Here is a 21,151-nt window from a genome sequence, read left to right as displayed (position 1 = left end):
TTTTTGTGCATATGCACAAAAAGTGGTGATGCCGGGGAGGAAATATATAGGCCGATATGGGTCAGCATAGCAGGGAACGTGGGACTCATATATTCGAGCATAGCCCTCATCTCGGACGGAGTCCACTCCCTGAGCGATGTCATCACAAGCGTCATAGGCTACGCTGGGATAAAGATATCCTCCAGACCCCCCCGACAGGAGCCACCCTTTTGGCCACTCTCGCTTCGAATCCCTGGTGGCGTTCTTAATCGGTGAGGCGCTCCTCATAGCGGCCTATGAGATAGGTCGCGATGCCGTTTACAGGATTATTGAGGGTGGAACAATAGAGGTCAACTCCATAATGCTCGGCGTCACGGTTCTGTCCATCCTCTCCAAGGAGGCCATGTTCCGCTATTCGGTTTACGTTGGCAGGAAACTCAACAGCCAGATACTTATAGCCGATGCCTACCACCACAGGAGCGACGCGCTGAGCAGCGTGGCCGTTCTCGTTGGTCTCGGTGCTCAGAAATTGGGTTTCCAGTACGGGGATGCCATTGCGGGCCTCGTAGTCGCGGTATTCCTTGTTAAGGTCTCTCTGGAGATAATCCGTGAAAACGTTCGCTATCTTCCAGGCCAGGCGCCACCCTTCGAGGTCTGTGAGAGAATAAAGAAGATAGCCTTAAACGTTCCCAACGTCCTCGGCGTCCACGACCTGAGGGCCCACTACGTGGGTAACAAGCTCCATGTCGAGCTCCACGTTGAGGTGCCCCCGGAGCTGAGCCTTAAAGAGGCCCACGATATCAGTGAGGAGGTTAAGAAGAGAATAGGGCAAATCCCCGAGGTGGAGGTCGCCTTTGTCCACGTGGACATAAAGGGGGTTACGAAGTAGCTGACAAATAAGAAAGAGAAAAGGATTAGTGGATTATTGTCCCCTCAAATCGTCTGAAGTGGGGCATATCCCCGTTCTTGGATCGCATGGTGGAAGGCTTCCACTGCTATAGACATAAATATCTCCGTACATACCAGCCAGACTGTACTGGCTGTCCTTATATTGGAACTTGACTTTACTTGAATAGAAAGTTCCGTCCACGTAGTGGTTTTTGTACTCCTCTTTTAGCTGCAGGTTAAGATGAATCAGCGAGAACTCCGCGCTGTCCGTGTTGAACCCAACTCCTATTGCCATCACAAAAGGTGCGATTTCAAGGTTGTTGTAGTTGAGAGTCCCAAGTGCAACCATTGATGCTGAAAAGAGGGGAATCGTGTCGGTAGATGATAAGAAATCCACGTCGAGTTTTGTCAATCCCCCCTGTTGGCTTTCATAGCTTGTTGGCTCCCAGTAGCTGTGGACGAACCACATTGTCCTCCTTCCAATACCTCCATATTGGCTTGGCCACCCGTGCTCCACGAACTTCTGCAGGCTCATGTCCTCTTCATCGGGCTTCCCAAGGATTATGTAGGCAACGTCGTCGAGTTTTTGATAAACGAGACCGTCCCACCAGTAAAGCCTGTATTTTGCCAGCACGACGGTACCCTTGATGCCGGCCCCTATTACAGAAGGATTGGAGAGTTCAGAGCCCCAAATTGTAATGTGAGATTCCGGAATCGTAAGGTCTTCTGTGTTGATACTATAAGAAGTTCCTATTATCTCAGCTTCAGTGGAAGAGCTGCTACCTCCTCTTTGTACGGCCGCGGCTGCAGAGAAGATTAGTTCCAGACTCTGGGTGGTCCTCTGCCGGTACATTGTAGTTATGGTAATCCCGTTTATCTTGCCTGTGTCGCCGGTAACTTGGAACGTGGCGAGGGGTATAATGGTGTTAGATTTTGAGGCTATGACCTGCTCCAGTTTCCATACAAGGCAAACTTGGTAGCATGACCCAGTCCACGGATCGCATTTCGGGTAGCACTGATCATAGTCAAAGCCTGGCGGCCAGTTTTCTGTAGTCGCTGAAATACTGTTGCCCTTAATCTTTTGGGGTTCTATTGATTTGAGCATCTTCTCTATCTGCTTTTTGGTGTAGAGAATTTTAGAGCCCCCTCTGGGTAGCTTCACCCCAATGCTCCTCTTGTCGAGCACTTCTCCTACATTAATCGGCACGGCTTTTATGAAGTACTGCACGTTGTTGTTTTCATCTCGGAGGGTTCCCAAGAGCAGAAGTGATGCCGACACCGCTCTGGAATCGAGCTTGGCACTTTTCAAGTAAGAGCCCCAGAGTTTCATTACTTTAATGAGCTGGCTATAGCTTATTTTTATTTTATCCCGTCCCGAGAAGGTTCCAAGTTCCATCAGAGAACCGTTTGGAAGAAGGATTGATGCCGTAACTATTCCGTATCCCTTCTCCGGAAGCTCAATCTCAAGGCTGGGATGCAGGAGGCTCCTCTTGTATTCAACCTTTGCTCCAAGGTACTCCCTGGAGTCTATTGGGATGTTATACACTGCAGCTCCTGAAGCTATGCTCCCCAAGAATAAAACTACTATCAGTACTATAATAGTTTTTTTCATGGCATCACCTCGATATTACGATTCGGAATCTTTCTTAAAAACTCTTTGATAATATAAAAAGAGGCAGGCCTAATCCGAAAACAATAACTTCCGATTTTAGTACTTCCACTACAACATCAACCCTCTTGTGGTCTACTTGTATCTTTGTGTCCAAGATTAATGTTTCCACTAATCATGACCTGATAGAATGAACCGTTACCTCCCGCAAATCCTCCAAAAACTCCTCCAGATGCTCTTTCTTAACGTGGGGCATCATGACGATTCTGATGTAGCCGCGGTGAGCGCTTATGCCCCAGCCCCGTTTCTTTAGTTCTTCCTCGACCTCCTCAAGGTTCTCCGTTCCAAACGACACAATGTTGAGGAGAGGCTCGCGGATGAGGTAAACTCCGGGGATTTTTTTCAGTTCCCCCGCGAACCACCTGCTCAGCTCCATCGCCTTCCTCACGACCTTCTTGTAGCCTTCGAAGCCGAGGTGCTTTATCATCGCCCAGACGGCTAAAGAGCTCGCTCCAGGCCGGGTTCCGGCCTGCCAGACTTTGCCCCCAGCCAAATATGGTGCGGGGACGCTTATCGCCTCAAGGAATCTCTTTTCCCTGAAGATTATTCCCCCGGCAGGAATGGGGGCCATGCCCATCTTGTGGGGGTCTATGGTTATACTTTTGACACCCTTCAGCCGGAAGTCGAAGAAGGGAGGAGGTAGCCGAGCTCCTTTGCGAAGGGTATCACGAAGCCGCCGAAGGCCGCATCAACGTGGAGAGGAAGGCCATAGTCAAGGGCAAGGTCGCTTAAAGCTGGAATGTCGTCCACCACACCCAGCCCGGTGGTTCCGGCGATGCCGACTATTCCTATGGTGTTGTCCGTGATTTTAGCCTCGACGTCCTTAACGTCGACCGAGTAATCCTTCTTCAGCTTTGCCCAGACGAGTTTAACCTTCAGCATCTCGCTCGCCTTCAGGAAGGAGAAGTGGGCGCTTTCAGGGAGGATGAGCTCTGGCCTTTCGACCTCTGCGATGTTCCGGAAGGTCCTCACCGCCAGAATATAGGCCCCGGTTCCACCCGAAACGATGTGTCCGTAGCCCTTTTGATGCACGTCTTAAAGAACGGCGGTGTTGTCAGAGCCGTCAGCATTGAAACCGTTATGACGCTGGCAAAGAGGGCCTGGTCTAACCACCGGGATCTCTTGAAGGCGAACTCCGAGACGAGGAGCGGAGAGGCAGATGAAGGCGAATATCTTGAGGGTAATAAAGCATCATCATTATGAGCCCGAACTCAGCCAGAACACCAGGCTGTTCCGGCGGCTCATGCTCTTTGCGGTCACGAGGGGAATCCATCCCCTCCTGCTTACCAGCACCGTGGCGATTCCTGCGGCCCTAGCACTGGTTCCGAAAATTATGGGGACGGAGCCTTATCATAGCCTCCCCTCCAAATCTCTGGAAGTGAAGATTATGCCTATTAAAGCACTCATGGGAATCCACGAGTTTCGAGGCATAAAACGCCCGCCGGCCCGATATCCTTCGGGAAGCTGAATTGATGTCGTAAGGCTTGAGAACATTAAGAAGGCTTTTAAACCCCTGATGTAGGAAATAAAGCTCCTAGAGGGAGAGAAATGAAGCTCCACATAGGCATCGATGATACGGACTCGCCAAAGGGGATGTGCACCACCTACATCGGCGCGCTACTCTACCGGGAGCTGTCCCGGTTAGGGGAGCCCCTAGACCTGCCCCGCCTAATCCGGCTAAACCCAAACGTTCCCTACAAGACGCGCGGCAACGGCGCGGTTGCTATGACCTTCGAGGTCGAAGAGGAATTAATCCCAGAGATCAAGGACATCGTGCTCTTCTACGTGAATCAACTCGCGGATTTAGAAGATGAGAACACGAACCCCGGCGTGGTCTTCCTCGAGGGTGAAATTCCAGAGGAGCTGAGGGAGTTCTCCCTTAGGGCCCTTAGGGAGCACGTGACGGTTGAGGAAGCGGAGGAAGCCGCGAGAAGGGCAGGAGCTGAATACTTCAAGTTCAAGCTCGGCCGCGGCATCGTAGGGGCCCTCGCCGCCATCGCATACCCCTTCAAGCACTTTACCTACGAGCTTCTCGCGTACAGGAAGCCTGAGAACTGGGGGACGCCGAGGAAGGTTGACAGAGAGAGCGTCTTCGAGATGGATCGTCTCTTCTACCCCTTCACCTACGACAACGTTGATCCCTACAAGCGGAGTGTCCTCATAGCGCCGCACGGCAAGGATCCCGTTCTAGTCGGCATCAGGGGCATCGATGCTGGCAAGGTCCTTCAGGCCTTTGAGATAGTCCGCTTCGAGGAGCCCGTAGCGCTTTACCAGCTCTACAGGACAAATCAGGGTACGGACGACCACCTAACCTTCAAAAAAATCGGCGAGCTGAAACCCTACGACAGCGCCGTCGTCAGAGGGATAGTTGTCAAGCCCTACTGGGAGAAGGGCCGCCACGTATTCTTCGAGCTGGAGGACGAGACCGGCAGGATAAGGGTGGCGGCCTTCGAGCCCACGAAGAAGTTCAGGAACTTCGTGCGGAAGCTTCTACCGGGGGACGAGATAATCGCCGCCGGTGGAGTGAAAGAGCACGACGGCGTTCTGACGCTCAACCTCGAGAAGTTTTATCCTGTTAAGCTCGCACCCAAAATCGAGTACAGGAAGCCAAAATGCCCCAGTTGCGGAGGCACAATGAAGAGCAAGGGAGATTACCTAAAGTGCAAGAAGTGTGGCCATAGGATGCCCAAGAAGCTCATACCAGTTGAGATGCCACGTGATTTGGAAAAGAAAATCTACGAAGTTCCGCCCGACGCAAGGAAGCATATATCAAGGCCCCTCGTCCTGCCCGGAGGGGAGGATAAGATTCTTGAGGCACTGATAGGGATGCATAAAACGGTCCCTTCCTCTCGCTAAGGGAAAAACCTTTTTATTGGGGGCCAGAATATAACGGCCGGGAGCCATGGCCAAGCTCAGACTCGGCCGCTTTATAAACGTCTCCGATGACATCTTCGTCATAAGGAACCTGATAGGGGCCCTTCTGCAGGGCATTGGGGTAGCCTACCTCGTCCCTGTGCTCATATTATGGTTCTATCCGGAGGAGATAGACTTCGCCCCCTATTATATCGGGCCCGGCGTTGGTAGCATACTTCTTGGAAGCCTCCTTTCCTGGCACATCGAGAAGGTCGAGGACGTGAACCTGAGGCAGGCCATGATTGCATCAGCTTTCGTCTGGCTCTTCGCTTCCTTCGTCAGCGTCCTACCCTTCATGAAGATAGCTAAGATGAGCTTCGTGGACTCCTACTTCGAGACGATGAGCGCATGGACGGGCACGGGCCTTACCATGATGAGCAACCTTGAGAGCAAACCTCACATTCTCCTCTTCTGGAGGGCCTGGATGCAGTGGCTCGGCGGCATAGGCATAATACTCGTGGCCCTCACGATACTCATCCGGCCGGGTGTGGCCGCCGCCCGCCTCTACAGGGCCGAGGCTAGGAGCGAGCGCATACTTCCCAACCTTGCCAATACCGCGAAGATAATCGTTAAGATATACGCCGTCCTGACGCTCGTCGGCGCTTACCTCTACTACCTGAACGGAATGTCCCCCTTTGACGCGCTCCTGCACTCCATGACGGGCCTTGGAACGGGTGGTATGAGCACCCACGATCTCAGCATAGGCTACTTCAATTCTCTCGCCATAGAGACGATCACAATATTCCTGATGATACTTGGCGCAACTAACTTCACCGTCCACTATAGGGTTTTCAAGAACCGCTCCCTCAAGGAGTTCTTCAAGGACATCCAGGTCAAGTACATGTTCTACTTCCTCGGCATGATAATACCGGCCATGGTTTACTCCCTTTATCGGTTTGGAAATCTAAATCCCATAACCGCCCTGAGGGAAGCCATATTTCACGCCGTCTCAGCTATCACGTGCACAGGCTTTAGCATAGATGACCTTTCCTCCTATCCTGAGGTTGCAAAGGTTCTCATCGGCCTGCTGATGGTGATAGGCGGAGGTGCAGGAAGCACGGCGGGTGGGATAAAGCTTATCAGGATCGTCATAACTTTTCAGAGCCTCAAATGGACGATACAGCAGGCAATACTGCCAAAGGGGGCCGTAATAAAGAGGAGAGTTGCCGACTACGAATTCTCGGAGGAGGAAGTTCAGGAGGTGCTCAGCTTCACCATGACATACTTCGCTTTCCTCGTCCTCGGAACCCTTTATATAATGCTCAGGTTGGGAGAAGGATTTGCCAACTCCTTCTTTGAAACTGCCTCGGCTATAGGCAACGTCGGTCTCAGCGTGGGAATAACCTCCCCCGCACTTCCCGTGGATGTCAAGATCCTCCTTATAGTTCTCATGTGGATTGGTAGACTTGAGATATTCTCGACGCTCGTGTTCGTGGTGGGCCTAGCCATGATCCTGCCAAGGGTGTTCAAGAGATGATAATCGAGGTCGAAAACGTGAGCTTCCGCTATGCCCACAGCCCCGAGCCCTCCCTTCGGGGCATCAGTATGGCCGTGAGAAAGGGGGAGTTCGTCGGGATAGTGGGACCGAGTGGGAGCGGAAAGTCAACCTTCTGCCTGACTCTCAACGGGATAATCCCCCACTCGATTAAGGGAGAGTTCAGGGGGAACGTCTACGTGGACGGCCTCAATACTCGAGAGCACAGCGTCGCCACCTTATCGACGAGAGTCGGCCTCGTTCTCCAGAACCCCGACGCCCAGCTTTTCAACATGACGGTGGAGGATGAGGTTGCTTTTGCCCTCGAGAATCTCGGGATTGAAAGGGAGGAAATGGAGAGGAGGATAAGATGGACTCTCAAGCTCGTGGGACTCTGGGCCAAAAGGCACGAATTTCCACCGAACCTCAGTGGGGGGGAGAAGCAGAGGCTCGCCATCGCCAGCGTGCTTGTTATGAAGCCGAAGGTTCTCGTCCTCGATGAGCCAACGGCCCAGCTTGACCCTCTTGGGAGGAAGGAAGTCCTCAGTCTTATTGCCTTACTCAATAGGGAGGAGAAGATTACGGTCATCCTCGTGGAACACAACACGGAATACCTTCTCGAGTACGCCGACAGAATAATTGTCTTCGATAATGGGAGGATTCTTATGGAGGGTAAGCCAGAAGAGGTCTTCGAAAATGTTGAAGTACTGGAAAATATTGGAGTGAGGATACCGGCAAGGATTAAAATTAGTTATGAGCTTAAGAGGATGGGGCTAACAGATAAAATTATCTTCGATAGAGAGAGAATTGTGGAGGTGTTGAGATGGGCATATCAGCGGAGAAAATCCTAAAGATAAGTGGGATATACCTCACGCTATTCCTCCTAATGATAATAATCGCCGGAGCTGTGGGAATGAAAATCAGTAGAATATACGCAAATGAGGCTGTTGATTATATAAAAGTCACGAATCAAAATTTCTATCGGGAATTAGTTGAGAACGCAAGCAAAGAGAACATATCTCCAGAAGAGTATTACTATAGGCTCCTGCTATCAAGGGTTAGCAAAAGCAATAACATAATCTTAGTTGGCCTCGGAATGCTAAGGAGATCCAAGTTGTACCTTAAGAACACACCAAATTTAGATCTAAGTAGGGCTATTCTAGTAAGCTTGGGCATAATGGCAGGATCTTTTTGCATTGCATTGCTAATAGGAACTTTCCTAGGTCTTAAATTCCTTAGGAGCAAAGCTATAGGTGTCATGGCTAGATTCTTTACCGGAGTACCCTCATGGTGGGTGGGGGTTGTACTAATACTCATTTTTGTGACAAAACTTAAGATCCTCTCAATCTCTGATATTGCGATAAGTGCACCTTCATTAACAAGATATGTTCTGCCTGTGACAACGCTAGTCCTCATTTACGTATGGGAGATAGCCAACTTCGTTTCATACGAAGCTCCAAAGGAATTGACTATGCCTTACACGCTAGCGGATAGAGCCAAAGGATTACCAGAAAGAATAGTGCGGAAGCACGTATTGAGAAACATTGCAATAACACTTAGTTCCTTCAGCTTCCAAAAGTTTGGAGAGCTGTTTACAGATTTTGTGGCAATTGACGTGCTTTTTGGACTTGGAGGACTTGGATCGCTTCTAAAGCAGAGTTTTGTTAGGGAAATAGTGCCCCCCTATGGAGTAATAGTTCGGTTTAATTATCACTTGTTTTTCGTCGTTACGTTAACTATAATGACAATTCTATTCTTAATTTCCATACTGCTGGAGACGATAAGAGGCATCCTAGATCCCAGGGTGAGTTAAAATGGGCAGTAGAAGGTTAGGCCTTGGTATCTTAGCACTCTTCACGATATTCGTCGTGTTTTCTAATCTATCAGTCAAGAGTGAAGACATCAGAAACTGGAATAACGGAAATTACTGAGTTGACAATCCAAAATCCGCGTATCCCAACTGGCTATGTTACCTTTATGACAAAACAAGAGACCTAAAGTTGGAAGGAATTAGAGAAGTTAGATACGTGCATAAATACACCGACTGGCCTAACGACGTTGTTTTTTATGACGTTCCAAAGGGCAGCTTGATAACCATAATAAGGCCAGATGGGAAAAAAGTAACTTTCAAAGTTCCATCTAAGAAAGAAAGACTCTCATTGAACATTTATGCAAAGCATGCAATAGTTTCCCAGCTTGATATTCCACCTGAAAAAGCAGTTCTAAAAACGGCAACTTTCTTGCTCTTCTCTACCGAAGATTTTGATGTCTTGAAGGGCGAATACATATTCAGAATTGAGGTCGACCAACATATAAGGTTAGAGATTAAAGGGAATTGTTACGGGCTCCTTGGCACTGACAGATATGGGAGGGATATGTGGGTAGGCTTCGTTGCTGGGATGAACAACACGATAATTCTCTCCCTCCTTATAAGCGGACTAACGTTAATTTTCGGAATAACACTAGGCATTATATCAGCTTACATTAGGGGGATGGACTTAATTCTTGAAGTTCTAGCCGCGATTCCAATGCCACCCTTCTTTGTAGTCCTTGTTTGGCTAGTCTCGACACAGGGGATCGGATACAACGTCAACGTTTCAACTTTGGATTTTGTCTTAATTTTCACAATACTAACGTTTGGAAGGTTTGCAAAGTCAATAAAAATGATCACCCTTAAGGAAAAGGCGATGGAGTACACAAGGGCTGGCTTAGCTTTAGGGGCAAGTGAAGCCTGGATCATTAGAAAGTACATCATCAAACCTGTTCTTGAATTTTCGGCGAGGCATGTAACTTTTATTATAGCAAGAACTATATCCCAGATTTCAATTTTGGGATTCTTTGGTCTTTCACCCGGAGTGAACTGGGGTAGCTATTTGATAGAAGTTATGAGGGAAGGCGTGCTGTACGGAAGTAACTGGTGGTGGATACTCGCCCCCGTCATCGCGATGGGACTACTAAGCCTAGGACTCGCGCTTCTTTCGGAGAATTTGCCGGAATCATAAAGAAGTTAAAGCTTCTCCACACTGAATTAGTCGGTGAAAGAACTATGAATGTGTTTTCAAACACCCTAGAATTATTCGAAAAGTATAAACCAACGCCCCTCGTTAAGCTGAGAGCTCTGAGGGGGGATGTATTTTGCGAAGCTTGAGTTCTTCAATCCCTTCAGCAGGAGCATAAAAGACAGGCCAGTTTTCAACATGATGAAGGATATCAGAAAGAGAACGAGGCTCTATGAGGCCAGCTCTGGCAATGTTGGAATCGCGATGGCAGCCCTTTCGGCGGTTCTTGGCCACAGGTTTAAAGCCTACCTACCGAAGCCGACACCGAAGGCCACGGAGGTCCTCATAAGGATCTTTGGCGCCGAAATAGTCAGGACGGACTTCGAGACCATAGACAGGGCCTTCGTCGAGTTCGTAAAGGAGGAGGCGGCGAGGGAAGGTGCAGTAAATCTAAACCAATTTGAGAACGACGCGAACTTCGAGGCTCACTATTACGGAACTGCAAAGGAGCTCGAGGAGCAGTTGAAAAGCATAGGGAAAGAGGCCGACGCCATAGTAGCTGGCATAGGGACGTCCGGACATATAGCGGCCCTCTCCAAGTACTTCAGGGAGCGCTACGGGACGAGGATTATCGGCGTTGTCCCGGCAGAGGGAGAGAGTATACCGGGAATAAAGAGGCTCGAAACGGGCCCCAAGTGGATATCGGAGGTTGAGATTGACGAGGTCGTCGAGGTTACTGCCAAGGAGGCCTTTGAGGGCGTCGTAAAAGTGGCTAGGGGAGACGGCCTGCTCATAGGGATGAGCTCTGGGGCAGTTGTGAAGGCCTACGAGATGACGAGGCCGGAGGGAACGGTGGTCCTGATATTCCCGGACGACGGCTTCAAGTACGTGGAACTTTTTGAGAAGTTTCTAGGAGGAGCTCAAGGTAGGAGCGTCTCTCCAGTTTTGTGACGCCGAGCTCCTCCAATATTTTCCTCAACTTCTTCACGGCATCCCCTATTTCCTCCTGGCTCTTAACGAGTGTCTCTATCTCCACGAACTTCCCAAGGCCCTCGACCTCGTCGAGTGTTATCGTTATCCCCTTCTCCACGTAGTACTTTTCTCTCGTCTTCACGACCGTCAGCACCTCGCGGAAGCCCAGGGCTTCAAGGAGTTGCGAATACTTGTCCACATCGTCTATCTGAACCTCAATTTCAAGCCTGGTCTTGGAGGTGAGTTCTATCTTTGGACCCTTGTAGGTTAGAAAGGCCTCAAAGTGTCCATTGAACCGCTTTATCCTTATCCTCAGGGCCTCGTCAGTCTTGGAGAAGTCCTTGCAGGGGTGCTGATAGTAGATGTCCTCGTGGACTTCTCGACGCATAAATTCGAACCTCTCCCTCACCCGCTCGAATATTTCATCGTCGGCGTAACCCTTAAGCTCGACCTCAAACATGGCCCATCGAGAGCCTTTTCTTCAGAAGGCTTAAACACCTTTCGCAGTAGAGCCAGCCCTTGGCGTCCGTGTCCAGTATGGAGTTCGAGAAGTGCATGACGCATCTCGGATTCGGACAATGGCCGAGGTCGAAGACGTGACCCAGCTCATGCATTGCCTCCTTAACGGCCCTCTCGATGAAGAGCTTTTCGTCGGGAGCAAGGCCGTAGAATTCGGGCCGAAGGCGTGGAAGGGCAATGACGGCGGCCCTTAAAGATGAATTGGCGAGACCGAAGATGAAGTTGAGCCCTGGCTCATAGAGGTCGAGGTCGACCACGCCAAGGATGGCCGAGCAGTAGGAGCAGAGCCGAGACAGCTCGGGCAGGAAGCCCCTCCCGAGGAACTGACCCCGGAAGGGGTCGTAGAAGCGGAGGAATGTGTCCACAGGAATTCCCGGGTGAACCTCGACCTTGATGCCAAAAGGGGAGTAGAAGGAGGAGACACGGGCCGCGATCTCTTTGGCGACGGCCCGCGTCCCTCCAATTGGGACGACGAGTATCATAACCATCACGGCGTCAGGTCCATGGGCCTGAGCTCCTCGAGGAGAGCCTTCGCGAGCTTTATCGTGTTATCGACGTCCCTCGCGTCGGCCAGCTCGACCTGGGAGTGCATGTAGCGGATGGGTATGCTGAGCACGGCGATGGCAACACCCTCCCTGTTTATCTGCATGACGTTGGCATCCGTGCCGGTGGGCCTTGGGCTAGGCTCCACCTGAAGAGGTATGTCGTGCTTCTTGGCAACTTCATCAGCGAAGGCCCTAAGCTTCGGGTTTATGTTCGGGCCCACGTCCATGACGGGTCCCTTACCCAGCTCCGGTACTATCTTCCCCTTATCGCCCGGCTGCTTCGCGAAGGTGACGTCCATAGCTATGCCTATCTCCGGGTTGATAGCATAGGAGGCCACGCGGGCTCCCCTCAGCCCAACCTCCTCCTGAACGCTCGCCACAAAATATATGTCAGCCTCGTGCTCCCCGAGGCTCCTAGCGGTCTCAATCATGGCGTAGAGGCAGATGCGGTCGTCGAGATAGGGCGTAGCAAAGCGGTGCTCGCTCAGCCGTGTGAAAGCGGGGGCAAACTCACCAACGGTTCCAATGCGGAAGCCCATCTCTTCAGCCTCTTCCTTGCTCCCAGCGCCAATATCCACCACTATCGCGTCCCAGTCAACAGACTTGTTCCTCTCCTCGGGCTTTCTGAGGTGAGGTGGCACAACACCAACGACTCCGTAGCGCTCTCCCTTTTCTGTGAAGAAGCGTATGCGCTGGGCGACTAGCGTCTGAGGGAGGACGCCGCCTACCGGGACGATGTGGAGGTAGCCGTCTTTGTCTATGTGGTTCACCATGACGCCTATCTTGTCCATATGCGCGGAAACCATGACCTTTGGAGAAGATCCCTTGAACCTTGCGATTACGTTACCTAGCTTGTCCACCTTGACCTCGTCCGCAACCTCCTTGAGGATGTCAACCACCAGGTCCCTTATGCCGAGGTGCTCGTAGCCTGAAACTCCAGGAGCCTCTATAACCCGTTGCATAAGGGCCCAGTCCACCATGGGAACCACCTCCGCCGCACATCTTTCGGCACGCTCCCTTTAAATCTATCTCAGGGACAAAAGTATAAAAACCGGCGGACCCTAAAACTCGGGGGGATTGACTATGGATTACCACAGGAGGCATCCCTATCACGCCAGCATCAAGAAGAAGAGGAACTTAGAATATGAGGAATACGCCTACGTCCTCGATTACCTTCCTAACGGCTACCCCGACCTGACCACGGGACAGTACCTCGGAAAGCCCGTGGCTCAGGTTATAGGAGAGAAGGCTTTCACTCTCCTCGAGGTAACTCCTAAGACGGACCTGATGCTCTATGAGAGGGTGTTCGTCGGCAGGGGGAACAGGGACAAGATCCTCGTGATAAACAAGAAGCTGGGCTACGATGAGCTGACGGACACCGCAAAAGCCGAGCTCCCCTACGTGCTTGAGGAAATCGTGAAGAACAACGAGGAGAGATTCGTGAAGTTCTTCAACGTGGCCCCTCCCATCACCAACAGGCTCCACAGCCTGGAGCTACTTCCCGGGATAGGGAAGAAGCACATGTGGGAGATCATCGAGGAGAGGGAGAAGAAGCCCTTCGAGAGCTTCGAGGATCTGAAGCACAGAATTAAGGGGCTCCCGGATCCTGTGAAGATGATAGCAAAGAGGATACTCGATGAGCTCCAAGGAAAGGATCGCTACCGCCTCTTCGTCGGCCACAACAGGATATTCCGTGGATAGACATGAAGGAGCGGCTTTTCTATCTTCTTTCCAAATACGGCCTCAGGCCCAACGAGGATCTAGGCCAGAACTTCCTCATAGTTGAGGACGTCATAGAGAGAAGCGTCGAGAGGGCGGCCATAGGAGAAAGAGATACAGTCCTCGAAGTCGGCCCTGGCCTTGGGTTTCTCACAGAGAAGTTGGCGGAGAAGGCCGGCAAGGTCTACGCCATCGAGAGGGATGCCCGGCTAGTGGAGATACTGAGGAAGGAGTATGACTGGAAGAACGTTGAGGTAATAAAGGGTGATGCCCTCAAGGTGGAGTGGCCTCCCTTCAACAAGGTTGTCTCGAACCTTCCCTACCAGATATCTTCCCCCTTCACCTTCCGGCTCCTAAGGCATGAGTTCGAAGTGGCCGTCCTCATGTATCAGCTGGAGTTCGCCCTAAGGATGGTGGCAAAGCCCGGTGATAAGAACTACTCCCGCCTCTCCCTGATGGTCCAAGCCCTTGCAGAGGCCGAGATAGCAGAGAGGGTTGGGAGGGGAGCCTTCTATCCGAGGCCCAAGGTTGACTCGGCCGTGGTTGTAATCAGACCAAAGCCCCCGAGTGAGCGAGTCGAGCTCGACGAGAACCTCGTGAAGGCCCTTTTCCAGCACAGGAGAAAGGTAGTAGCAAAAGCCCTTAGGGAGTCTATTCACATGCTGGGCCTGACGAAGGGAGATGCGAAGGAGTTGAAAGCGACTTTGAGGACAATTCCCCACGCCGAGAAGAGAGTCTTCCAACTAACGCCCGAGAACGTGAAGGAAATAGAAGAGTATTTGAAGGCAGAGGGAATTCTCAGAAGACGGTGAGCTTGTCCTCGAGTATCATCTTCTGGATCTTGGTTATGTTGGCGAGCCACTCGTCCGCTATGGCATAGGCGTCTCTCTCCATCTCTCTGACGCTGTGACCCTCCTTCGGGATTATCTGGATGCTGGCCACCAGAGGCTGGTCAATGGGCTTGCCTATCTGGCTGAGAATCCTGACGTAGACCTCCTCGACGGGCAGAGCCTCCGCGACGTCCCTGGCTATGAGCATGGCGAGGAGGTTGTATATCTTTCCGACGTGGCTGACAGGGTTCTTACCTGCGGCGGCCTCCATGCTCATGTGCCTGTTGGGCGTGATTAGGCCGTTCACGCGGTTCCCCCTGCCCACGCTTCCATCATCGCCAGCCTCGGCACTGGTTCCGGTAACGGTTATGTAGTAAATGTCCTTCTCAGGATCGTCAGCCGTGTTCACGTAGATGTTCACCTTCCTGCTCGTTATCTCCTTCGCGAGCTCCTTAACGGCCTCGTAGATGCCCTCCTTGACTTCCATGTACTCGTTCGGATTGGCAACCTCGCTGTCAACTATCGCGGCGGCTATCGTTAAGTCTATCTCATCCCCCCTTCTAAGGCCCATCACCTTTATGTCCTCACCAACGGCGGGCCATTCCTTCTTGAACTTCTCGCCGTTGAGCAACCTTTCCGCTTCCAGCACGAGCCTCTCAGTCTCGCTGAGCGGGGCATAGCCTACGCCGAAAGATGTATCGTTCGCTAGCGGAATTGGATTTTCTTTGGCCTTGTTGAAGACGCTCACGAGGTCAACACTTCCCTGGCCTATGCGCGAATCGATGACAACGTGGTTCTCAACATCAAGGTGCCTTATGGTCTTTCTAAGGTAATCCTTGGCGGCCTTTATCGCTACTTCGTGGACTGGGAACATCTCCTTGTCAACGAGCTCGACGGCCCTACCGGAGAGGAGGATGTACATGGGCTTTATGACCTCACCGCCACCGAACCTCGGGTATGCCCTTCCTCCAACGACCTCGACCTGGTCGGTGTTGTGGTGGAGTATTATCCCGTAGCGCTTGATGTACTCCCTGCACAGTGCCCTGCTTACGGCTTCAGCTATGCCATCCGCTATGCTGTCGGGGTGGCCAATGCCCTTTCTCTCGACGAGCTCCACCTTCTGCTTCTCGACCGGGGTTCTTACAAGCTCCTCAACGATTATATTCCTAGCCATGAGCATCACCTCCTTATGATTTGCACGGTGCACTTAGGTGCCCATCTTATATATTTTTCGGCATATAAACGGGGACACTCTTATAACTTGTGGTTATCTCCCACAACCATTATTAAGCCGAGCGAGGAGATAATCCGAGGGGATAGAAATGACGATAGTGGACGTCCGGATACTCGTGGAGGGGGCAAGCGACGTTGAGGTCATCAGTAAGGCCCTCCAAGGATTGGCCTTGGGTAGCGAGTACAACATAACGATATCCTCCATAATTCCAACGACCAACGTCGATATAGCAAAGAGCGCGGCCGCAGGGGCTGACCTGCTGATAATAGCAACTGATGCCGACAGGGTTGGGAGGGAGCTCGCCGAGAGGCTCTTCCAAGAGCTCAGCGATATGGTCGGCCACATAGAGAGGATGAAGCTCCCCCTCGGCCACGACCTTGAACATGTGGACGTCGAGCTCGTCAGAAAGGAGCTCAAGAATGCCCTCGTCAGGGCCGGCCTGAAGGCGCTCCAGCTCCTTCCTGACTACATGGCCCTTAGGAGGGACTTCCTCGACCTTAAGGGCAAGTACGAGGAGCTCCAGAAGGAGAAGGAAAACTTGGAGAAGGAGCTCGAGGACCTGAAGAAGAAGTACGAGGAGCTTCAGGCTGAATACGCGAGGCTGAGGGAGGAGAATGAGAACCTAAACCAGATAATAAAGAGGAAGGTGAACATATTCAAGCTCGAAGAGAAATGGAAGGAGCTCTTCCCCGAGGCTGAGCTACCTGATGAATCAATCATAGCGGAGGCCGTCAAGAAGCTTGGATTTGCTGGGAAAGTGATAGCGGGCCAAGGATACATTTACTCAGAGGATGAGGGTCTCGTTGAGGAGCTCCTCAGGACGGTTTACCTAAGTATGATTATAGCGAAGACCAAGGCCAAGGAGGAGCAAGAGGAAGAGGAGAGGCCCGAGGTTGAAGAGGAGGTTGTCGAGTGAGCCTCGAGGAGTTCTCTACCTTCCTCGAGCTGGAGGGCAAGAGTGAACACACTGTCCGCATGTACACCTACTACGTGGCAAGGTTCCTCGAGGAGGAGGGTGAGCTGAGCTCCCGCTCGGCATTGCGATTTCTCGCCAAGCTCAGGAAGAAGGGCTACTCCATGAGGAGTATAAACTTAGTCGTTCAAGCCCTGAAGGCCTACTTTCGGTTCGAGGGGCTGGAGGAGGAGGCTGAGAAACTGAAGAGTCCCAAGGTTCCAAGGACCCTGCCGAAGAGCCTTACCGTCGAGGAGGTCAGGCGCCTTCTTTCCGTAATTCCTCCCACAAAGCGAAGAGACAGGCTGATAGTTCTCCTCCTGTACGGTGCAGGTCTGCGAGTAAGTGAGCTCTGCAACCTGAAGAAATCCGACATCGACTTCGAGCGCTCCCTCATCATCGTCCGAGGCGGCAAGGGCGGAAAGGACAGGGTGGTTCCAATATCAAAGGTCCTCCTAGAGGGGATAAGGGCCTACCTCGAATCGAGGAACGATGACAGCGAATATCTGCTCGTGGAGGAGAGGAGGAAGAGAAAGGACAGGCTGTCGCCGAAGACAGTCTGGTACCTGCTGAAGAAGTACGGGGAGAGGGCCGGCGTTGAGGTCACGCCACACAGGCTTAGGCACAGCTTCGCGACACACATGCTCGAGCGGGGTGTCGACATAAGGGTGATTCAGGAGCTGCTCGGCCACTCAAACCTCGCGACGACACAGATATACACGAAGGTCACCGTCAGGCATCTAAGAGAGGCTCAGGAGAGGGCTAGGCTCATAGAGGAGCTGGGGGTAGGTTGATGCTGATAAGGGCCTTCGTTCCGGCTCACATAACCGCTTTCTTCGTGCCCGTCATAGAGGAGGACCCTCTGAAGAGCGGCTCCCTCGGAGCGGGAATAAACCTCGACAAGGGAACGAACGTATTCCTGAGTGTAGAGGAGGGCCATGAGGGTAACATTCACGTGACCTTCAACGGTGAGCCCGTGAAAAGGGAAGAGGCCGTAATAACCTACTGGGTGGCGGAGCGGCTTCTGCCCCAAGACTTTATCGGCGAGATTGAGATATGGCAGTATTTTGACTTCCCTAACGGCCACGGCTTTGCTAACAGCGCCGGCGGAGCCCTCGGGACGGCCCTAACCCTTGCGTACCGCTTCGGCCGAACCCTCCTTCAGGCCGCGAGGACGGCTCACGAAGCTGAGGTGAGGCACGGGGGAGGTCTTGGCGACGTCGTGGCACAGCTACACGGCGGCATCGAGATGAGGGTGAAAGCTGGAGGGCCGGGGGTGGCGGTTGTGGATAACATACTGGTCGAGGGATACAGGGTACTCGCGATCCCCCTTGGCAGAATGGGCACAAAGGAAGTGCTTGAAGGAGACGTTATCGAGGCCATAAGGCGGGCCGGTGAAGAAGCTTTGGAGAAGCTCCTGAGAGAGCCGACGGCGGAGAACATGATGAGGCTTGCCAGGGAGTTCGCCGAAGGAACGGGCCTGCTTGAGGGTGAGCTTCTGGAGGTCGCCCGCGAGATAGACCGGGTTCTTAGCCTTCCGAGCTCCATGGTGATGCTGGGGAAGAGCCTCTTCGCCCTAGTTAGGGAAAACGAGGTGAAGAATGTTAAAGCCCTCATGATGGACCTCAACCTTCCCTACGAGCTCTGCGGAATATACTGGGGAAGACCCGTGGTAGGAAGGTGGATTGGGGGTGAGTAAGTGAAGGACGTATTCTTCTGGCTCACCCTGGCCTTCGTATTCATTTCAGCCTACCTTAGCTTCAGGGGTATGAGGAAAGAGGCCATCCTCACAGCCGGGATTGCCGGTGGTTCCGCCCTCGCCTTCGCACTCTTCGAGAGATTTCCGTGGCCCGTGGCCTTTGGGCTCGGATTCTTCGCCACAGTGGTATTTGAGTGGGCCAGGCGGAGAAGCTAACGAGCCATGGCACGAACGACCTCCTCGAAAGGAGCATCCGTCTTGACGGCCGTCGGGGAGAAGTGAGTCCTTGAAGCATTGTAACCCAACTCCCTGAGCCTCTCTATGATCTCCCCCACCTTCCTCGGCTGGATGCCGAGCCTCCTCCCGAGGGCATGGGTGTCGTAGAAGAGGGGAACGTCGAGTTCTTCCCTAAGGATGGCCAGGAGCTTGAGGGCCCTCTTCTTCTCGGCTAGTTCCATTCCCTCCGCAAGCTTCATCATCTCCTCCACAAGCTCCTCGCTCTTCAGAGGACCGAGCCAGACCGGACCGTAAGCGCTCGGCTTCGTCGGGAGGAAGCCCCTCTCAACATCAAACCTACCCGTCCTCTCGTCGAAGTAAACATAGCCGAGCTGCTCAAGGCTCTCATCACCTTTCTTGGCACCATCTCTGAGCCTGATAAAGGCCCTGAAGTAGTGGTCTTTGTAATAAGCCAAGAGCACCTCTATCCCGAGATCATACTTGGCGGCATACCTCGCTATCACGCCAACGAGTATCCTCGTGCCTACCTCATGGCAGAGCTCTCCCCTGAGGGGGACGGCAAGGTACTTCCTAATGCAGGCCTTCGGATGGGCCCCGCAGAGTGGAGCAGCATCGGTTGCCGTAACCCCAAGGATGCCCTTACGCTTGACGGCCCTCAGGGCAGTGTCAAGGAACTCCATGGGAGAGCCGAAGGGGTCGAGGTCTATGAAGTGGAAGTAGCGGTGTTTCTCTGCCATCAGCCTGTTAGCGTCGCCCCTGTTCACAACGATTAGCTTATCGGCTTGAAGATAGGCCCTCTCTCCCTTGACGATGGGCTCCTCGCCGAAGTTGAGGGCCACATTCCTTCTCATAAGTGCGTAGGCCTCCTCGCTTATGTCATTGAGCCAGACCTCCTTTGCGGGAGTCTCAAGGGCGAAGCGGAGGCCTCTTATGCCAGTGGCGGCAAGAGCATCGAGAACCTTTCCCGGCTTGAGGAGGTTGAGCAGGAGAACTGCCACGTCCCTGTTGAGGGCCATCCGAGGGTTGTAGAAGACTGGAGCATTGTATATGCTTTCCGCCTTCGGAACGAGAACCCTTGCCTTACCCTCCTTAACCTCTACTAGCTCCATGCTCCCACCAGAAAAGAAAGGGATCAAAGAATCTCGACGTAGTCACCGAGGGCCTGGCCAGGGAGTCCCTTCTCGAACCTGACCCTAACGGCCCCCTTCGTTCCGTGAACCCTCGTTATCTTGCCCTTCAGGATCTTTCCGCTCGGGCTCTTCCATATCACGAGCCTTCCAATGAGCTTGGCCGCCTCCTCCCTGCTGTTGATGTCAAGGGGCTTGATTATCATGTGGTAGTTGTGCTGATTCTCCTTGCTCCTCCTGTAGCTGAGCACGACAGCCTTCATCCTCATCCTCCCTCACCGGGCCTCACTTCTTCGGCCAGCTTTTAAAGATTATCCATGACCACCGCCAGTGAAAACAACGCTTAAGAGCCCGAAGCCCAAGAAACAGTTGGAGGTAGGGCCATGAAGGTCAAGGTTGGGATAAACGGCTACGGAACGATAGGAAAGCGCGTCGCTTACGCCGTCACAAGGCAGGATGATATGGAGCTCATCGGAGTAACCAAGACGAAGCCCGATTTCGAGGCCTACAGGGCAGAGGAGCTCGGCATCCCGGTCTATGCGGCGAGCGAGGAGTTCCTCCCGCGCTTTGAAAAGGCTGGCTTCGAGGTAGCAGGAACGCTGAACGACCTCCTAGAGAAGGTAGACGTCATAATCGATGCCACTCCCGGCGGAATGGGGGCCAAGAACAAGCCCATCTACGAAAAGGCTGGCGTCAAAGCGATTTTCCAGGGCGGTGAGAAGGCGGACGTCGCCCAGGTCTCCTTCGTTGCCCAGGCCAACTACGAGAAGGCTCTCGGCAAGGACTATGTCCGCGTGGTTTCGTGCAACACGACGGGTCTCGTTAGAACCCTCAGTGCTATACAAGACTACATAGATTACGTTTATGCCGTGATGATTCGCCGTGCAGCAGACCCGAACGACATAAAGAGGGGGCCGATAAACGCCATAAAGCCAAGCGTTACCGTGCCATCGCACCATGGGCCAGATGTCCAAACGGTTATCCCGATAAACATTGAAACGAGTGCCTTCGTCGTGCCGACCACGATAATGCATGTACACAGCGTCATGGTCGAGCTCAAGAAGCCCCTTGAGGCCAAGGATGTAATTGAGATTTTCGAGAACACTACAAGGGTTATCCTCTTCGAGAAGGAGAAGGGCTTCGAGAGCACGGCCCAGCTCATAGAGTTCGCCCGCGACCTGCACAGGGAGTGGAACAACCTCTACGAGATAGCCGTCTGGAAGGAGAGCATAAGCGTGAGAGGAAACAGACTCTTTTACATCCAGGCTGTCCACCAGGAGAGTGATGTAGTGCCTGAGAACATCGATGCGATAAGGGCCATGTTCGAGATGGCGGATAAATGGGAGAGCATAAAAAAGACGAACGAGAGCCTTGGAATTTTGAAGTGAGACTCCT

General features: G+C 52.6%; 21 protein-coding genes and 2 pseudogenes. 15 read left to right on the top strand and 8 right to left on the bottom strand.

What is annotated here, in order from left to right; translation table 11 throughout:
* Positions 1–9 precede the first annotated feature (9 nt).
* Positions 10–868, top strand: a pseudogene (locus tag PYCH_RS00515) (cation diffusion facilitator family transporter).
* A gap of 33 nt (positions 869–901) precedes the next feature.
* On the opposite strand, the gene PYCH_RS00510 reads toward PYCH_RS00515, so the two are convergent.
* Positions 902–2,479, bottom strand: coding sequence for a hypothetical protein (locus tag PYCH_RS00510; protein WP_013904875.1), 1,578 nt, complete (start codon positions 2,477–2,479; stop codon positions 902–904).
* 172 nt (positions 2,480–2,651) lie between these two features.
* A pseudogene (mfnA, locus tag PYCH_RS00505) lies at positions 2,652–3,562 on the bottom strand (tyrosine decarboxylase MfnA); the annotation flags it as partial.
* Positions 3,563–3,695: 133 nt separating this feature from the next.
* On the opposite strand from mfnA, the gene PYCH_RS00500 reads away from it, so the two are divergent.
* From PYCH_RS00500 to PYCH_RS00470, 7 genes are all read left to right on the top strand, one after another.
* Positions 3,696–4,004, top strand: a complete 309-nt coding sequence (locus tag PYCH_RS00500) for a hypothetical protein (RefSeq protein ID WP_048058129.1) — start codon at positions 3,696–3,698, stop codon at positions 4,002–4,004.
* 80 nt (positions 4,005–4,084) lie between these two features.
* Positions 4,085–5,392 carry a tRNA(Ile2) 2-agmatinylcytidine synthetase TiaS gene (gene tiaS, locus PYCH_RS00495; protein WP_013904873.1) on the top strand — a complete coding sequence of 436 codons (1,308 nt, stop codon included), beginning with the start codon at positions 4,085–4,087 and terminating at the stop codon, positions 5,390–5,392.
* A 46-nt stretch (positions 5,393–5,438) separates the two neighbouring features.
* Complete coding sequence (locus PYCH_RS00490) at positions 5,439–6,926, top strand: TrkH family potassium uptake protein (protein WP_013904872.1); 1,488 nt, start codon at positions 5,439–5,441, stop codon at positions 6,924–6,926.
* A complete protein-coding gene (locus PYCH_RS00485; protein ID WP_013904871.1) occupies positions 6,923–7,774 on the top strand; it encodes an energy-coupling factor ABC transporter ATP-binding protein in 852 nt (283 codons plus the stop codon). The genes PYCH_RS00490 and PYCH_RS00485 overlap by 4 nt, the downstream gene beginning before the upstream one ends.
* Positions 7,747–8,736 (top strand): ABC transporter permease subunit, encoded by a 990-nt coding sequence (locus PYCH_RS00480; RefSeq protein ID WP_013904870.1) that lies wholly within the window; start codon positions 7,747–7,749, stop codon positions 8,734–8,736. The genes PYCH_RS00485 and PYCH_RS00480 overlap by 28 nt, the downstream gene beginning before the upstream one ends.
* Positions 8,737–8,923: 187 nt before the next feature.
* Positions 8,924–9,925 carry an ABC transporter permease subunit gene (locus PYCH_RS00475; RefSeq protein ID WP_237698673.1) on the top strand — a complete coding sequence of 334 codons (1,002 nt, stop codon included), beginning with the start codon at positions 8,924–8,926 and terminating at the stop codon, positions 9,923–9,925.
* Between the two features lie 126 nt (positions 9,926–10,051).
* Entirely contained in the window at positions 10,052–10,873 is an 822-nt protein-coding gene (locus PYCH_RS00470; protein WP_013904869.1) for a pyridoxal-phosphate dependent enzyme, read from the top strand.
* On the opposite strand, the gene cyaB is transcribed toward PYCH_RS00470, so the two are convergent.
* From cyaB to PYCH_RS00455, 3 genes are read right to left on the bottom strand one after another with little or no spacing between them, the layout of a single operon-like run.
* The gene (gene cyaB / locus PYCH_RS00465; RefSeq protein ID WP_048058128.1) at positions 10,803–11,354 is read right to left on the bottom strand and encodes a class IV adenylate cyclase; all 552 of its coding nucleotides are present in this window, start codon (positions 11,352–11,354) and stop codon (positions 10,803–10,805) included. The two genes, PYCH_RS00470 and cyaB, sit on opposite strands and share 71 nt — an antisense overlap.
* The gene (locus PYCH_RS00460) at positions 11,347–11,895 is read right to left on the bottom strand and encodes an archaemetzincin family Zn-dependent metalloprotease (RefSeq protein ID WP_013904868.1); all 549 of its coding nucleotides are present in this window, start codon (positions 11,893–11,895) and stop codon (positions 11,347–11,349) included. Before PYCH_RS00460 ends, cyaB begins: the two co-directional genes overlap by 8 nt.
* 5 nt (positions 11,896–11,900) lie before the next feature.
* Positions 11,901–12,938, bottom strand: a complete 1,038-nt coding sequence (locus PYCH_RS00455; protein WP_013904867.1) for a lysyl aminopeptidase — start codon at positions 12,936–12,938, stop codon at positions 11,901–11,903.
* 103 nt (positions 12,939–13,041) lie between these two features.
* Between PYCH_RS00455 and PYCH_RS00450 the strand changes: the two genes are divergently transcribed.
* Complete coding sequence (locus PYCH_RS00450; RefSeq protein ID WP_013904866.1) at positions 13,042–13,659, top strand: DUF655 domain-containing protein; 618 nt, start codon at positions 13,042–13,044, stop codon at positions 13,657–13,659.
* Between the two features lie 2 nt (positions 13,660–13,661).
* The gene (gene rsmA, locus PYCH_RS00445) at positions 13,662–14,489 is read left to right on the top strand and encodes a 16S rRNA (adenine(1518)-N(6)/adenine(1519)-N(6))-dimethyltransferase RsmA (RefSeq protein WP_013904865.1); all 828 of its coding nucleotides are present in this window, start codon (positions 13,662–13,664) and stop codon (positions 14,487–14,489) included.
* Here rsmA and PYCH_RS00440 read toward each other — a convergent pair.
* The gene (locus tag PYCH_RS00440; protein WP_013904864.1) at positions 14,476–15,681 is read right to left on the bottom strand and encodes a methionine adenosyltransferase; all 1,206 of its coding nucleotides are present in this window, start codon (positions 15,679–15,681) and stop codon (positions 14,476–14,478) included. The genes rsmA and PYCH_RS00440 overlap by 14 nt on opposite strands.
* 148 nt (positions 15,682–15,829) lie before the next feature.
* Between PYCH_RS00440 and PYCH_RS00435 the strand changes: the two genes are divergently transcribed.
* The 4 genes from PYCH_RS00435 to PYCH_RS00420 are packed head-to-tail and all read left to right on the top strand — an operon-like array spanning position 15,830 to position 18,608.
* Positions 15,830–16,657: a toprim domain-containing protein gene (locus PYCH_RS00435; RefSeq protein WP_013904863.1), complete on the top strand. Its 828-nt coding sequence runs from the start codon at positions 15,830–15,832 to the stop codon at positions 16,655–16,657.
* Entirely contained in the window at positions 16,654–17,487 is an 834-nt protein-coding gene (gene xerA / locus PYCH_RS00430; RefSeq protein ID WP_013904862.1) for a site-specific tyrosine recombinase/integron integrase, read from the top strand. The genes PYCH_RS00435 and xerA overlap by 4 nt, the downstream gene beginning before the upstream one ends.
* A complete protein-coding gene (locus tag PYCH_RS00425) occupies positions 17,487–18,392 on the top strand; it encodes a pantoate kinase (protein WP_048058127.1) in 906 nt (301 codons plus the stop codon). The genes xerA and PYCH_RS00425 overlap by 1 nt, the downstream gene beginning before the upstream one ends.
* Positions 18,393–18,608 carry a hypothetical protein gene (locus PYCH_RS00420; protein ID WP_013904860.1) on the top strand — a complete coding sequence of 72 codons (216 nt, stop codon included), beginning with the start codon at positions 18,393–18,395 and terminating at the stop codon, positions 18,606–18,608. It abuts the gene before it with no gap.
* Here PYCH_RS00420 and PYCH_RS00415 read toward each other — a convergent pair.
* The gene (locus tag PYCH_RS00415; protein ID WP_013904859.1) at positions 18,605–19,738 is read right to left on the bottom strand and encodes a tRNA (guanine(10)-N(2))-dimethyltransferase; all 1,134 of its coding nucleotides are present in this window, start codon (positions 19,736–19,738) and stop codon (positions 18,605–18,607) included. The two genes, PYCH_RS00420 and PYCH_RS00415, sit on opposite strands and share 4 nt — an antisense overlap.
* Before the next feature lie 23 nt (positions 19,739–19,761).
* Positions 19,762–20,025, bottom strand: coding sequence for a 50S ribosomal protein L35ae (locus PYCH_RS00410; RefSeq protein ID WP_048058126.1), 264 nt, complete (start codon positions 20,023–20,025; stop codon positions 19,762–19,764).
* A 114-nt stretch (positions 20,026–20,139) separates the two neighbouring features.
* On the opposite strand from PYCH_RS00410, the gene PYCH_RS00405 reads away from it, so the two are divergent.
* Entirely contained in the window at positions 20,140–21,144 is a 1,005-nt protein-coding gene (locus PYCH_RS00405) for a phosphorylating glyceraldehyde-3-phosphate dehydrogenase (RefSeq protein ID WP_013904857.1), read from the top strand.
* The last annotated feature ends 7 nt before the right edge of the window (positions 21,145–21,151 follow it).

It is taken from the genome of Pyrococcus yayanosii CH1 (assembly GCF_000215995.1).
Taxonomy (GTDB): Archaea; Methanobacteriota_B; Thermococci; order Thermococcales; family Thermococcaceae; genus Pyrococcus; species Pyrococcus yayanosii.
The sequence above is the reverse complement of the archived record's forward strand: the minus strand, read 5'-3'. Positions and strand labels throughout refer to the sequence as shown.